At 46.0% G+C, this 15,781-nt stretch carries 11 protein-coding genes; 10 read left to right on the forward strand and 1 reads right to left on the reverse strand.

Features of this window, described 5'->3' with window-relative positions; translation table 11 throughout:
- Nucleotides 1-107 precede the first annotated feature (107 nt).
- The 7 genes from AC6ESP_RS13865 (at nucleotide 108) to AC6ESP_RS13895 (ending at nucleotide 8,341) form a co-directional block, all read left to right on the forward strand.
- A complete protein-coding gene (locus AC6ESP_RS13865; protein ID WP_497097328.1) occupies nucleotides 108-1,427 on the forward strand; it encodes an ABC transporter substrate-binding protein in 1,320 nt (439 codons plus the stop codon).
- Nucleotides 1,428-1,515: 88 nt separating this feature from the next.
- Complete coding sequence (locus tag AC6ESP_RS13870) at nucleotides 1,516-2,415, forward strand: carbohydrate ABC transporter permease (RefSeq protein ID WP_497097329.1); 900 nt, start codon at nucleotides 1,516-1,518, stop codon at nucleotides 2,413-2,415.
- A 3-nt stretch (nucleotides 2,416-2,418) separates the two neighbouring features.
- Nucleotides 2,419-3,255: a carbohydrate ABC transporter permease gene (locus AC6ESP_RS13875; RefSeq protein WP_497097330.1), complete on the forward strand. Its 837-nt coding sequence runs from the start codon at nucleotides 2,419-2,421 to the stop codon at nucleotides 3,253-3,255.
- Nucleotides 3,256-3,546: 291 nt separating this feature from the next.
- Nucleotides 3,547-5,115, forward strand: coding sequence for an extracellular solute-binding protein (locus AC6ESP_RS13880; RefSeq protein ID WP_497097331.1), 1,569 nt, complete (start codon nucleotides 3,547-3,549; stop codon nucleotides 5,113-5,115).
- 168 nt (nucleotides 5,116-5,283) lie between these two features.
- Nucleotides 5,284-6,177, forward strand: a complete 894-nt coding sequence (locus tag AC6ESP_RS13885; protein ID WP_497097417.1) for an ABC transporter permease — start codon at nucleotides 5,284-5,286, stop codon at nucleotides 6,175-6,177.
- Nucleotides 6,178-6,266: 89 nt separating this feature from the next.
- On the forward strand, nucleotides 6,267-7,148 hold the full coding sequence (locus AC6ESP_RS13890; protein WP_497097332.1) for a carbohydrate ABC transporter permease: 882 nt from the start codon (nucleotides 6,267-6,269) through the stop codon (nucleotides 7,146-7,148).
- 86 nt (nucleotides 7,149-7,234) lie between these two features.
- Entirely contained in the window at nucleotides 7,235-8,341 is a 1,107-nt protein-coding gene (locus tag AC6ESP_RS13895) for a hypothetical protein (protein WP_497097333.1), read from the forward strand.
- Between the two features lie 132 nt (nucleotides 8,342-8,473).
- Here AC6ESP_RS13895 and AC6ESP_RS13900 read toward each other — a convergent pair whose 3' ends face one another.
- The gene (locus AC6ESP_RS13900) at nucleotides 8,474-10,774 is read right to left on the reverse strand and encodes a helix-turn-helix domain-containing protein (protein ID WP_497097334.1); all 2,301 of its coding nucleotides are present in this window, start codon (nucleotides 10,772-10,774) and stop codon (nucleotides 8,474-8,476) included.
- 68 nt (nucleotides 10,775-10,842) lie between these two features.
- Here AC6ESP_RS13900 and AC6ESP_RS13905 point away from each other — a divergent pair, with 68 nt between their 5' ends.
- The 3 genes from AC6ESP_RS13905 to AC6ESP_RS13915 all read left to right on the forward strand — a co-directional run bounded on the left by AC6ESP_RS13905 (nucleotide 10,843) and on the right by AC6ESP_RS13915 (nucleotide 15,745).
- Nucleotides 10,843-12,360, forward strand: coding sequence for an extracellular solute-binding protein (locus tag AC6ESP_RS13905; RefSeq protein WP_497097335.1), 1,518 nt, complete (start codon nucleotides 10,843-10,845; stop codon nucleotides 12,358-12,360).
- A gap of 130 nt (nucleotides 12,361-12,490) precedes the next feature.
- Complete coding sequence (locus AC6ESP_RS13910; protein WP_497097336.1) at nucleotides 12,491-14,122, forward strand: serine/threonine-protein kinase; 1,632 nt, start codon at nucleotides 12,491-12,493, stop codon at nucleotides 14,120-14,122.
- Between the two features lie 66 nt (nucleotides 14,123-14,188).
- Nucleotides 14,189-15,745 (forward strand): ABC-F family ATP-binding cassette domain-containing protein, encoded by a 1,557-nt coding sequence (locus AC6ESP_RS13915; RefSeq protein ID WP_497097337.1) that lies wholly within the window; start codon nucleotides 14,189-14,191, stop codon nucleotides 15,743-15,745.
- Nucleotides 15,746-15,781: the final 36 nt, after the last annotated feature.

A 15,781-nucleotide genomic window follows, 5' to 3' on the forward strand; every position in this document is an offset into this window, starting at 1 on the left:
ACAAGAAGAACGGTTTTCTTTATTAAGAAAACGCATTCATTCCGTTATAATCATAAATGTAAGGACAACAAAAACATATGGGACTAGAAACGAAAGGGGAGTAACAAATGAAACACACGAAAAAAGTACTTTTCCTTCTCATGGCATTTTCACTAGTACTGGTTGCAGCATGTGGAGGCAACAACAACGCAGCTAACAGCAACAACACAGAAGGCGCTGCCGGCAGCACCAACACAGGTGACAAGCCAGTAACCGTCCGGATCGCTTGGTGGGGCGGAGAGCCAAGACATGATTATACTAAAAAAGTAATTGACCTGTACAAATCGAAAAATCCTAATGTAACGATTGAAATGGAATATTCCAACTACGATGACTACTGGAAGAAGATTGCACCTCAAGCAGCAGCTAATGAGCTTCCTGATATTCTGCAAATCGACACAGGCTACTACGCTCAATACGCTGGCAAAGATCAGCTTGAAGATTTGACTCCTTACTTCGGCAATCAAATCAACGTAACGAACATCACTGAGAATGCACTGAACGCTGGTAAGCTCAATGAAGGCGTATACGGCATGAACCTTGGCGTTAATGCACTTGGCTTCCACTACGATCCTGCTATTCTGAAAACAGCTGGTGTAGACAGCATTCCAGAAAACTGGACTTGGGATGATTATGTAGCGATCGCAGCTAAAGTCAAAGATGCTGGACTATTCATGGATAGCGGTATGCGCGCTGAAGTATTCTTCGGATACTACCTCCGTACAGTTGGCAAAACATTGTACAATGCCGAAGGCAACGGACTTGGCTATGAAGACGACAAAGAATTCGTTGATTTCTTCGGTCGCTTAGCAGAACTCGTGAAAACGAAAGCAGTACCTACACCAGATACGCTTGCTCAAATTAAAGGTATTGAGGATGATATGACTGTTAAAGGCACAGCAGTTGGTATATGGCAATGGTCTAACCAATATGCGGCTCTACAACAAGTAGCTAACCGTCCAATGGAACTCGCTCCAATGGTTGGTCCAGAAATGGAAAAAGGTCTTTACCTGAAACCTAGTATGTTCTTCTCCATCTCCAAAAACTCTAAAGTAAAAGAAGAAGCTGCTAAATTCATTGACTTCTGGGTTAATGATGTAGAAGCGAACAAGTTGATTCTTGGCGAGCGTGGCGTTCCTGTCTCCAGTGTAATCAAGGAAGAGCTGAAGCCGTTATTGTCTGAAGCTCAAGTACAAGTATTCGATTATGTTGCATGGGCGGAATTGAACAGCTCCCCAATGGACCCAGTTGATCCAATTGGCTCTGCTGAAGTATTCGCATCACTGAAAAGCTTGACTGAGGCAATGAACTATGGCCAGATTACAGCAGAAGAAGCTGCTGCGAAATTCAGAAAAGAAGCAACAGCCGTCCTTTCGAAGAACAAATAAAGAGAGCTAGATAGCACGCTGGTTGGCTCGAACCAGCCAGCGTGCTTTAAATTTAGGGTAGGACAGACTTCAGTGGGAGCTGGTTATGATGAAATCATTTGCATTCAAAAACAATCTGATCGGTTATACATTTATTTCTCCATTCGTTCTAGGGTTTCTGTTCTTCACATTGATTCCAGTCATTGCGTCTCTATATTTCTCATTCACGGATTATGATCTGTTATCTACACCAAGCTGGGTAGGCTTAGATAATTACGTGAACATGTTCACAACGGATGATCGGTATGCAATGTCCCTTAAGGTGACGATGCTGTATGTATTTATCGGCGTTCCATTAAGACTGATCTTCGCTTTATTCGTTGCAATGATCTTGAACACAACTTCGAAAGCTGTCGGGTTATACAGGACTGTTTATTACTTGCCTTCGATTATTGGAGGAAGCGTCGCGGTTTCAATCATGTGGCGTAATTTGTTCGGTGATCAAGGGATTGTTAATGGACTCCTGCAATTTCTCGGTTTCAATAGTGTCAGATGGTTTGGCGATCCGGATGCTGCGTTAATCATGTTGATTACTCTATCCGTATGGCAGTTCGGTTCCTCCATGCTTATCTTCTTGGCTGGTCTCAAAAACATTCCAGGTGAGCTGTATGAAGCATCCAGCGTAGATGGTGCAAGCTTTATGAGAAGGTTTTTCAGCATTACGCTTCCTATGCTTACACCAATCATCCTGTTCAATCTGATTATGCAATTGATTAGTGCCTTTATGACTTTCGTTCCGGCGTATATTATTTCTAAAGGTGAGGGCGGCCCAATGGACGGCACACTGCTGTACTCCCTGTACTTGTTCCGTCAAGCATTCGTCTTCTTCGATATGGGTTATGCGTCTGCTATGGCTTGGGTTATGCTCATTATTGTCGGCATTCTAACCGGTCTTGTCTTCTTGTCATCTAAGCTCTGGGTACATTATGAATCAGAAGGGGGCCGTTAATCCATGACTGCTAAAAAAATCAGATGGCCTCTCTATCATATTCTTGTCGGTGCCTTAGCAATCATCATGGTCTATCCGGTTCTATGGCTCTTAATGAGCTCGTTCAAAAAAAGTGAGGTCATATTCACAACATCAAGCTCTTTACTGCCAAGCCCTTGGATTTGGGAAAATTATAGCACGGGATGGTTAGGGGTAGCGGGACAGACGTTTATGAGCTTTATTACGAACTCTCTGGAGATCGTCATTATCTCTACAATCGGAGCAGTTCTATCGTCAGCCTTTATTGCCTTCGGCTTCGCTCGTCTGAAGTTCGTAGGACGCTCCTTCTGGTTTGCGATCATGATGGTTACTCTGATGCTGCCACATGATGTCGTACTTGTTCCTCAGTACATCATCTTCTCCAAGCTCGGCTGGATTGGAACAATTGCTCCAATCGTTGTACCACAATTTTTCGGAATACCGTTCTTTATCTTCCTGATTGTACAGTTTATCCGTTCGGTACCAAGAGAAATGGATGAAGCAGCAACGATTGACGGCTGTGGCAAATTCGGATTATTCTTCCGTATTATCCTGCCGCTAATTGTTCCTGCGCTTGCTACAGCAGCAATCTTCTCCTTCTACTGGCGTTGGGAAGACCTAATGGGTCCATTGCTGTACTTGAACAAACCTAGCTCATACACCGTATCACTTGGACTCAAAATGTTCTTGGATAGCGAGAGCGTATCGAACTGGGGTGCGATGTTCGCGATGTCAATCGTAAGCTTAGTTCCAGTAATCGCTATATTCTTCATGTTCCAGAAGTACATTGTAGAAGGAATCAGCACTAGTGGATTGAAATAATAATCTGAAGCATACAAAGCAGCGGCGTAACGGTAGCAATTACCGGTTACGCCGTTTTTTTATTTTCAAGGCTAGACTTAATTAACTAGGGTGTCCCAAGGTCAGATGACTTACGGGACATCCTTATTTGTGCACATTACCGAATAATCATTATCTCAGATTCCCTTGCTAGATAAGGGTTTTGGAGTGTCACGTTACTACAAAATGGACTCAGGATTATATACGTACTGAATTTCTAGCTATTAGGATAGGGGTAGGCAATAACATCATAACCATTTGGAGGTCGAAAGCATGAGACAGAAAGTTAATACGAAATTTCTAAGCTCTATGTGTGCGGTTACAATGATCGGAGGCTTGCTAGTCGGGTGCTCGTCAGGAGCAAAAGAAGAAGAGAATTCACCTGCTGCTACTAATGCAGGGAACAAGCAGCCGGCTGCAGAAGCAACAGATACTCCCCAAGCTCCATTCAAATTCACGATCATGACGAACCTGCATACGCCAGAAGTACCTGTTGATGACATTGAGAAATTAATTGAAGAGAAGACGAATACGGAGCTCACAATCAATTGGGTGCCAGACGGCAGCTATGAAGAGAAGCTGAATTCAGCATTCGCAACAGGTTCACTGCCCCAAGCGGTTTATATGAAGAACCAAGGGACGTATATTTTGTTCCGCGATGCGATCCGTAATGGCCAATTCTGGGAAATCGGTCCCTTCCTGAAGGATTATCCGAACTTAAGCAAGCTGGATGAGACGGTAGTGAAGAATACGGCTGTTGATGGCAAAGTATATGCAATCTATCAAGAGCGTCCACTCTCGCGTCAAGGTCTGATCTTCCGTAAGGATTGGGCTGATAATCTCGGGCTGGCAGCACCGACTACAGTGGATGAGCTGTACAACATGCTGAAGCAGTTCAAGGAAGGCGATCCCGATAAGAATGGCAAGCCCGATACAATAGGTTTAACGGATCGCAGTGATCTCATCTATGGTGCATTCAAGACAGTCTCCTCTTACTTCGGAACTCCGAACAATTGGGGCTTGGTAGATGGCAAGCTGCAGCCGGAATTCATGTTCCAGCAGTATACTGACACCATGAATTTCTTCAAAAAGCTCTATGATGAGGGGCTTATTAATAAGGATTTCCCTGTAACGAGCAAAGAGGATCAACAAAACCTAGTGATTACAGGCAAGGCAGGTATGTATATCGGTTCCATGGCTGATGTTCAGAGCTTGAATGCGAAGACAATAGAAATTAATCCAGATGCTGTGTATGACGTAGCGAACCGGGTCAAAGGACCGGATGGCAACACAGGAATCTGGTCTATCCCAGGGTACGGAAATCTTGTGTTGTTCCCTAAATCATCCGTGAAGTCAGAGGAAGAGCTGAAGAGCCTGCTTGCCTTCTTCGACCAACTGATGAGCCCAGAGCTTGCGAATCTGGTGAAATGGGGACTGGAAGGCAAGCACTATACATTGGTTGAGGGTGGGTTAGTGCAGAAGGTCGAAGATGTTAAGCTGACAGACCGCGAGCAAAAGCCTTATGAAATTCTGCAGGTCGGGGGCGAGAGCACGATCGATATGCTGAAAGCCTACAACAAACTGCCGGCTAAGGCCAAAGCAGAAGAGCTGATCCTAGATAATAACACAACGCTTATTAATGACCCTGCCGCTGCGCTGGATTCCAAAACGTTCGGAGAGAAGGGGGTTGAGCTGCAGCAGATCATCAATGATGCCACATACCGTTACATTCTAGGCGATTTGGATGCAGCGGGCTTCCAGAAGGAAGTAGATCGTTGGTCAAAAGGCGGCGGAGAGCAGATCATTGCGGAATACAATGAGTCGCTGTCCAAGGTTCAATAAGATGATCGCTGTATAGGAAATACTGGTGGAAGAGAAGGAGCGGGAGATCAGCTTCTTCTTCTCCAACCAGAGTAACAAGGAATGATCGTTATCTCTGCAACTGAAAGGATGTTACACATGACGCAAAATACAGCTACCGCCTCATTAACCGGAAGACGCAGCGGTCTTATGAAGCGAATAATGAAGAATAAAGCAATCTATCTAATGATTCTACCAGGGCTGATTTATTTTGTAGTATTCAAGTATTTCCCAATGTGGGGACTCGTTATTTCCTTCCAGGATTATCGCCCTTATGACGGAATCATGGGCAGTGATTGGGTAGGGTTCAAGCATTATGCGAGGTTATTTTCAGAACCAATGTTTTGGACGATTTTCCGCAATACGCTTGTGTTATTCGTGATGAATCTTATCTTCTTCTTTCCTGTGCCGATTCTATTAGCCATTATGCTCAACGAAGTGCGGATTCAGGTATTCAAACGATTCGTTCAGACCGTTGTTTACATCCCGCATTTTATGTCATGGGTTATTATCGTCTCGATCTCCTTCGTCATGGTAACGATGGATGGGGGAGTCATTAATGAAGGGCTCGCTTCAATGGGGATGGAAAAAATTAATTTCCTGCTTAACGAAGACTGGTTCAGGCCGATGTACATGCTTCAGGTCATTTGGCGGGAAGCAGGCTGGGGTACGATCGTATACCTTGCCGCTATTGCTGCAATTGATCCTCAGCTATACGAGGCCTCGCGAATGGACGGTGCTGGACGCTTCCGCCAAATCTGGCATATTACGCTGCCTTCGATCCGAAGTGTCATCGTGATTTTGCTTATCTTGAAAATTGGCGATGTGCTAGAGCTCGGCTTCGAGCATGTATACTTGCTGCTTAACGCGATGAACCGTAATGTGGCGGAAATATTCGATACGTATGTCTATACAGCAGGGCTGAAGCAAGGCCAATTCAGCTATAGTACGGCAGTAGGCTTCTTCAAATCATTCATAGGGCTGATCCTCGTCGTATGTGCGAATTGGCTGGCGAAGAAATTCGGTGAAGAAGGCGTCTACTAGTATTTACGAAGATGGTTTTGCTACGCAAAACCTAGGCACACGCTTACGAAGATGGTTTTGCTACGCAAAACCTTAAGGAGGACTCTAACATGGTACACGACAAAACAATCGGAGGTCGTCTGTTTGACGGCGCAATCTATATCATACTTCTGTTCATCGCGCTCGTGACCATATTGCCGTTCCTGCATATTATTGCCGGCTCGTTAACGACGATTGATGAATTGGCGCAGAAGCGCTTCGTTCTATTTCCAACCAAGTTCAGCCTGGACGCCTATAAGTATATTTTCTCAACCAATACGATATTCCGCAGCATGGGCGTCTCAATTGGCGTAACGGCTGCAGGAACCTTCATCAGTATGCTTCTGACTTCGCTGATGGCATATGGACTAGCTAGAAGAGATCTGGTCGGCAGAAGAATGATCATGTTCCTCGTTCTATTCACTATGCTCTTCAGCGGCGGCTTAATCCCAAGCTTCATCGTTGTAAAAGCATTTGGGTTGATTGACTCTTACTTTGCATTAATTATTCCTACCGCAATCAATGCCTTTAATCTGATCATCTTACGCAGCTTTTTCCAGAGCTTGCCGGACGGACTCGAGGAATCGGCCAAAATCGATGGATGCAGTGATTGGGGTATTCTGTTCCGCATCGTGATCCCACTATCCCTTCCAGCTATTGCGACAATCTCACTCTTTTACGCAGTTACTTACTGGAATACCTATTTGCCAGCTATCTTGTATATTGATAGCGCTGAGAAATGGCCAATTCAAGTGCTGCTGCGGCAGATCGTCATTCTAGCCAGTGGATTAAGCTCTGACAGCTCAGGCTTCGACAATGATTTCGTGACACCTCCAGATCAGACAATCAAGATGGCCGTCATCGTTGTTGCAACCGTTCCGGTGCTGCTCGTCTATCCTTTCCTGCAAAAGTATTTCGACAAAGGTGCGCTGCTTGGTTCAATAAAAGGATAATGCCTATTTTCGAATATACGGGTGGCATGCTGCTCGATAGGGCATTTAATACCTTACTTTATCCTGGAGATAAGGAGATATAGAGAATGAGCCTTCATTACAATCATCAGATCCATAGGGTCCTCCAACAAATAGACGAGCTGTTTGAAGGCTTTTGGGATTGGCTAGAGCTGCAATATGATCCGTTAACAGGGGGCTTCTATTATGCGCGAAGCTCTCGTGTGGCATCGAACTTCACGCCTGATGTGGAGTCAACTGCGCAGGCCATTAACATCCTGGAGCGTTGTTCTCTATTGCAGTCTCTTGAAGAGTCTATGCGGCAGGGGCTGATTCATTTCTTCCATATCAGACAAATACAGCATTCTGGTTATTTCTATGACGAGCATCCGAACATGAGAGAGGATGAGGTTATGGTTGGGAGGGCGCTCCAATATAGTGTCAGTGCGCTGCGCAAGCTCGGTGCAGAGCCTTTATTCCCGCTCCCACTAGCTCAACATTCATTGCCCAGCTATATGGAAACTCCAAGGGCCTATAGAGAATGGCTGGAACGTGTAAATATGCGGAACAGTTGGCGCGCATGTGACCGTATTGCTGTTACAGCTGCCTATTTATCTCAAATGGAGAAAAAGGCTCGTGATCCTTATTTGAGTACAGCATTTGATTTTTTGGGTGAATTTCAGAATCAAGCAACGGGATTGTGGGGTGAAGGCTCCCGCTATGTTCAATTATCGGGGACCTTCAAGCTGCATTTATATTATGATCGGTTTAATAGGCCTCTGCCATTGGAGGAAACAATCTACGAGTCCATCATACGAACAGTTGCAGAGGATGAAGCTGTAGATATGTGTTATATTCGCAATCCAGTGCATCTACTCTCCTATATGAATGTGAAGAGGAATAATCGGGAGCTTCTGAGCCTCATGACAGCTACGTATAGCAATATGCGAAGGCTATTGCGGTCGGATGGAGGCTTCTCAAGAGAGCTTCATCGTTCGCCGCCTGCTCCTAACGTCGCCCAAATCAAGGAAGAGGAACATGACCCTGATCTTCCCTTGCCTGTATGCATAGGAGAGGGGAAGGTGGAGGGGGACATGAACGCTGGCACACAAGCTGTTCTAATTCGTTCACTTTTGTATAAGCTGGCAGGTGTAGCTGAGTCTCCACTTCAGCCGCCACGCAAATTATTTTCTTAAGGAAAGAATCAATAACAGGCCAACATGGCCAGTAATCAAGAGAAGTCACTAGCTTGGAATTAACCTACAAGCGAGAACGATCTGCACAGTGCAGATCGTTCTCACATGCGTAGAGATGGGGCGCATTTCTCATTAATTGGCTTGATGCAGCTCTCGGTACTTGCCTGGCGTTATGCCTTCTGTTTTGCGGAATGAGCGGATGAAGTTCTGGGAGTTGTTATATTGCAGCTTCTCTGATATTTCTTTGACAGACATAGGCGTATCCTTTAATAGCTCTAACGCAATCCGGTGACGATGAGCTGCTAAATACTCGCTGAATGGTACGCCGGTCTCCTTGCGGAAGACGCTGCTTACATAATTGGCGTTATAATGCATGAGCGCAGCGATGGCCTCTAGTGTCAATTCCTGATCATACTGCTGATGAATAATATGAATGATTTCCTCCGAGATATTCTTATACTGCGATTGTGTACGCTCCTCGACTGCTACAATAATCGGTTCAATTATAGAGCTGCTGAACCATCCCTTCACTTCCTTAGCCGAATGTAGCTTGAACAAGTGATCGAATAATGAAGAATGATCCGCGAACCTCATCTCATGAATGCCCAAGGATTGTGACAAGTGGATGAGATCAATCAACAGTCTGGCTGTGACGAGCTCGAAGTCATGTGTCCCTAAATTCTGTTTGAAAATATGAGTGAACAGCTCTTGAAGCGCTTCTTCTGCTTTATTCCGATCTGCAATAGTGATTGCATCGTTAAGCTCGGTCTGCAAGCGAACGGGATAAGAAGTGTTGAATGCATATTTCTGCGGCAGATCCCGGTAGAACATAAGCGGTGAATCCCCGAATCGAGCCAAGTGCTTATAGGCCTCCTGACCTTCTTGAAGGGCAGTATTGGCTTTTTTTAGTTTCTCATGATAACCGCTTATTCCGACTTTAACCGTCAGATTAAGCACCTGCTTAACTGTATCCAGAATGGTCTGGATGATAGGCAGGATGCTCGCAATGAATGGCTCCTGTGAAGCATTCGTGCGGTTAAGCAGCAGGTTAACCTGTGACTGCTCATACACGATTGGCGTTAGCCTGAGCTCAGGTGAGATAAGCTCTTCAACCATATTGTTGATAGCGAACAATAACAGATCAGTGTCACTGCTCTCATAGGCTGTGCCTTCAAAAGAAGGAATGCGCAGAATCATCACGGTATATCCATGGTAATCGCTTGGATAAGAGAGAGTATGAAGACGCTCGCTGATCGTCCGTTCATTATTCTTGCCTTGGTACAGCTTCATCATAAATAGGGTACGGAGCTGCTCAATCTGTGTCTGCATGGTACTCTCAAGCTCCGTCTTCGCTTGTATCACATGGCTGATCTGTTCTGCAATATAGACAAATCCATCTTCACTAGGCTTGGCATGCTTAGATGGAAATAAGTGGAATACATTAGCGAATAGACGTTCGATTGGCTTATACAGGCGATTGGAGCCGAACCATGTGACCAGCAGGGTAATGACGAGCAGGGTCAAGCACATAATGGCCGTGAACCAGCCGATAGCCCGTGATTGCTTGGACAACGCATGAAGTGAAGTGACGGATGCATAAGTCCAACCGTTGTAATTCGATATACGGTAAGTAATCGTATAGTCGGTGCCATCCAGTGCAGCATCGAACTGTGCATTCGCCTCTTTACTGACAGCTATATTATTGAATAAGGTGCTGTAGTCATCAGTCGCATGGAGAAGCTCCTCATTCTGCTTCATAATCAGCTTGCCCTGTTCATCAAATACAAGAATAGCTTCATTGTTCTTGTCGAAGGACAGCAGATTGCTCATATAGCAGGAAGGAATCGTTGTAATAGCCAGACCATTCTTATTGGAAGAGGTCAGTGGCAGCTTTTTGACGAGACTAATGCCATAAGAACAACGGCTGGCGGAAGGTCCGAGCAGGATTGTATCCTCCGCCGCTTCGGTAATCCACTGGGAGTCGAAGGGAAGCGACATATAATCGAGAAGCTCCTGCTTTGTAGACAGCTCATCAAGCCGATAGAGCCCTGAGTTGTCAATGTACCAGTTCTGATTGCTGCTTAACAGAACAATATTTTCAATTCCTGTATCAAATGTTTGCAAATGGTTGACTTCTTGCTTAATTTGGTTGAATAATTGGAATTGAGTAACAGTTAGAGGCTCTTCAATGGTAGATTTCAAGAATGAAGAGTTTACGAAGTAATTAACGGAATGATCAACCGTACGCATGACCTGCTCCACATTCATCTGCATTTGCTGAAGCTGCTGCAACTTGGAATCGTTTACATTTTGTTGTATGGTTTCAGAAGACTTGATATACGAGAATAACCCAACAATGATAACAGGAAGCGAGCTAATAATAAAACCGAAGATAAGAATTTGCAAAAAGTATCGACTGGGTAGTTTACTCAAGGGGGGCCTCCAATTCACATATATAGGTGTATGACCCTAATTATAACAGAGAATAAGGGGTAATGACTATGAGGTTTAATATCCGTCACCACCTTCGACCAATAGCTGCTGCTGCACTAGGTGCCTGCGTTATTTCAGCTGTTCTCTTCGGCTGTCAGCAGAAGACATTGCTTGATGGAGCTTCCGTGCAGGATTCGGCGGGCAGCAGGCTGAGCTTGACCTGGACAACGGTATTATATACGGCACAACCGCCCTCTGACCTTGTGATTGATCACCTAGAAGAATTGACGAATACTGATCTATCTATTGTGTGGGTTCCGGATAATTTGAAAGAGGATAAGCTGAATATTGCGCTCGCATCGGAAGCGCTGACACAAATCGTTACGATACAGGATATTAAGAACTCCGCATTTCTCAGTGCGGTCAGGTCGGGGGCTTTCTGGGAGATTGGTCCCTATTTGAAGGATTATCCGAATCTTAGCCGGATGGATGAGACCATTCTGACTAATATCTCGATTGATAACAAGCTATATGGGATCTACAGGGAGCGAGATTTATCCAGGCAAGGCGTCATCTATCGTAAAGATTGGCTCGAGCGTCTTGGATTGCAGCCGCCGCATGATCTGGAAAGCTTGTATGAGATCATCAAAGCGTTCAAGAATGAGGATCCCGACGGCAATGGATTAGCAGATACCTTCGGGCTAACTGATCGCAATGACCTGAAGTTCGGCGCTTTCCAGACACTGGCCTCTTACTTCGGATCACCGAATGAATGGGGCTTGAAGGATGGTCGGCTATTACCCGAATTCATGTTCGATGGTTACAAAGAGGCTATGAGGTTCATGCATACTCTCTATGAAGAGAAGCTTATTAATGATCAGTTCGCTGTCATGAGCAAGCAGCAGCAATGGGAAGAATTCATTCAAGGCAAAGCGGGGATGTATATCGGCAATATGGACGATGCGCGCAATCTGCATGCGGCAGCGGTGAAGCTTAATCCATTAGCTGAGATTGATATGGTGAATCGGATTAATGGTCCGGATGGACTGCCTCATGTCTGGTCCCAGTCCGGCCATAACGGGATGTTTGTCTTTCCTAAGACTGAAGTGAAGACGGAGGAGGTGCTTAAGCGGATATTGTCTTTTTTTGACCAATTAGCTGAACCAGAGCTGTATAACCTATTGAATTATGGATTGGAAGATGTTCATTACCGGATGAAGGATAGCGGTGCTATGGAGCTGATTGAAGGGGAAGGCGACAGATGGGAGCTGGAGGTGCGTCCGCTTATTTCGTTGATGGGCATGAGTAATCCATCGTTCAAGCTGTTCGGTGATCCCTTACGCGACAAGAGTGATACGTTGAATGACGATAACCGAACCTTTATTGTCTATAATCCAGCGGAGGCGCTGGAATCGGTGACACAGAATGAGCGAGGGAGTGAGCTCAGATCCATTATTCATAATGCTACCTATTCCTACATATTAGGCATCATAGACGAGGAAGGGTTCGAGCAGGCTATTGCTAGTTGGAGACAGGCTGGCGGGGATCAGATGATCCTAGAGATGAATGAGGCGTACCATTCTTGAGACAAAATTGAAATTATGGTACTCTGTTTCTAATGAATAAATAACGGGAAAGAATCCCGATCTGATGATGAGTGCTAATCCATTCATCGTTTCAGATCGGGATTTTTTGGCGTTCAGGAGGGCAATTGTGATGAGTGAGATGGGGAAACCAGAGAGGTATGCGATATGGGAGACAGGAAGCATCATCTGTGATCGCTACCGAATTGTTGGCAAGCTCGGAAGCGGTGGAATGGGTACGGTATATGCTGCTGAGGATTTGAAGCTTCAGGGAAAGCTGCGGGCTATTAAAGTAACGGCAGCTGCTGCTGAAGCAAAGTCGGTTCAAGCTAATCAAGTGACGGATGAAGCCAGTCTGCTTATTCGACTGCATCATCCTAACCTGCCGTTGATGATCGATTACTTCACCATCGAACTAGAGCAGGCAGCAGCGCTTGTCATGGAATTCGTGCATGGGGAGACGATTGGTGCCCGATTCGCGAAGTATGGGCGTTGTTTATCCTTCCAGGAGGTTCTGAGAATAGCGCTGCAGCTATGCTCTGCCCTTGCTTATCTGCACAAGCAGATGCCCCGAATTATTCATCGTGATCTGAAGCCGTCCAACGTAATGGTCGAAGAGAATGGCCATGTAAGATTAATTGATTTCGGCATCGCTAGACAGTTCAAGTCTGAGGCTTCTCAGGATACGATGCTGCTCGGTACACCAGGCTTCGCAGCACCAGAGCAAGGAGAGGCGGGAGGACAAAGTGATGCTCGAACCGATATGTATGGGCTAGGTGCGCTGCTGTACTATCTGTTAAGTGGGGGCCGTTATTACGAGGCATCTCATACCCAAGGGGGAGCGAGTGATCCCATGCGCTTATTGCAAGGAGATGTGCCACCGAATTTCAAGCGCATACTTGGTAAAATGCTTCAGTGGCACAAAGAGCAGCGATATTCTGCAATGGAAGAAGCAGAGGATGAGCTTCTTCCGCTAATTGCCGCGGAGAATGATCGAATGACCGCCTCTGGTCTACCCACTTATAGTCGGAAGCAGGCAGGAATTACCCTTACCATTCTTCCGCTTTCTCCTGGCTCTGGAGCTACATTCACAGCCATAACAATAGCGAAGCTGCTAGGAAGAGAGAAATTGAACGTTGCAGCAGGGGAATTCCCTTCCGTTAGACCGGAATGGGGGACACTTCTGCAATCAGCGCCCATGCCTGTTCAAGTACAGCATGGTCAGGGCTACGGCCACTCCTGGCATGAACACGGAGTGACTTGGTATGCACAACGACAGAATAATGTGGAGAATACAGCTGATGAGGTTGAGAAATTGATGCTCCAATTAAATCAGCATCACAAGGGAATTCGGCTCATTGATATTCCAAGCTGTGCGGATAACGAGCTGGTAAGCCGTTGGCTGATGCAATCGCATGCTGTGGTTGTTGTAGCTGATCCTTTTCTATCGAAGTGGGATAGCAAGCGGCTGCAGTACATCCTGCATCACACGCAAGAGCTGCAAGCACGCGGGGGACAAGTCGAGTGGATCCTTAATAAGGATACGGTGTTCAAAGGCCGTAAGGAATGGATGTCCATGCTGCCTGAGCGTCCAATTGCGGCTATTCCCCAGCTTCCATTCGCGAGCTGGCTGAATATAATGTGGAGTGGCAAATGGGCGACGGAAGACGATACTATGCGCCGGCCATTAGAGAAGGCCTTACAGCCCGTAATGAAGTGGCTCCAATCCGACAGGATACAAGAGATAGATCTTATGGTACAATGAGACGGTCTTTATTGACTAAGAATGAATAAATAGATAAACATAGCCATGAATGGAGATAGAGTATAAATGAGTTTGTTAACGGTAGAGCAATTATCTCATACGTTTGGAGATCGGGTATTATTTAGAAACGTCTCGTTCCGCTTGCTTGCCGGCGAGCATGTTGGCCTAGTTGGTGCCAACGGAACTGGAAAATCCACGATGATGAATATTTTGACCGGCAAGCTGCTGAAGGATGAGGGCAAGGTCGAGTGGACACCGAGAGTTCGTTACGGTTACTTGGATCAGCACACGAAGCTGGCAGAGGGCAAGACGATTCGGGATGTGCTGAAGGAAGCCTTTCTGCCTATGCTGCAGCTAGAGCAGGAGCTGAATGACATTGCTTCGCAAATGGGTGATGCGGATGTAGATAAGCTTGAGGTGCTTCTTGAACGAATGGGAGAAATTCAGGAAGAGCTTGATATTGGCGACTTCTATCTCATTGATGTGAAGGTAGACGAAATGGCTAATGGTCTCGGTCTGAATGCCATTGGTCTGGATCGAGATGTAACAGCACTCAGCGGCGGTCAGAGAACGAAGGTACTGCTTGCTAAGCTGCTTCTTGAGAAGCCTACGGTCCTATTGCTGGATGAGCCTACGAACTATTTGGATGAGGAGCATATTAACTGGCTTACGAACTATTTGAAGTCGTATCCTTATGCCTTCGTTCTCATTTCACACGATACCGGCTTTATGAATCAAGTCACTAATGTCATTTATCATCTGGAATTCTCGAAGCTGACTCGCTACACCGCGAATTATGAGAAGTTTCTTGAGATGGCGGATATGAATAAGGCTCAGCATATTGAGGCATATGAGAAGCAAAAGGATTATATTAAGAAACAGGAAGATTTTATTAATAAAAACAAAGCGCGGGCATCTACCTCGGGCCGTGCTAAGAGCCGTGAGAAGCAGCTGGATAAGATTGATCGGATCGACAAGCCGGAGGAAGCGGCTAAGCCGACCTTCAACTTCAAGGAATCCCGCACGAGCGGCAAAACGGTGTTCGAAGCGGAAGGGCTTGTTATCGGATATAATAAGCCGCTGCTGCCTAAGATGGATATGCTTATCGAGCGTGGCGACAAAATTGCGATCGTAGGCTGCAATGGGGTGGGTAAGTCAACTCTTCTCAAAACCATTCTAGGTGTGGTTCCAGAGCTGGATGGCAAGCTGTATAGAGGAGATTACCTGCATCCGGCATACTTCGAGCAAGAGGCCAAAGCGCCGACGATGACGCCGCTTGACGATGTATGGAATGATTTCTCCTTCATGAATCAGCATGAGGTTCGGGCTGCGCTAGCACGCTGTGGATTGAAGAACGAGCATATCACTCGTGCGCTCAATCAATTGAGCGGTGGTGAGCAAGCGAAGGTGCGTCTATGTAAGCTGATGCTGCATGAGAGCAACTGGATTCTATTCGATGAGCCGACGAACCATCTGGACGTTACGGCCAAGGCAGAGCTCAAGCGTGCCCTTAAGGCGTTCAAAGGCACGGTTGTTCTTGTATCCCACGAACCGGAATTCTATGAAGACTGGGTGACCAAAACGTGGGATGTTGAAGCATGGTCGATGCAGAGCCAGTCCTAATCCACTGGCCGTACACACGTTATTCAAGCAAGCAGG

Source organism: Paenibacillus xinjiangensis (assembly GCF_059686975.1).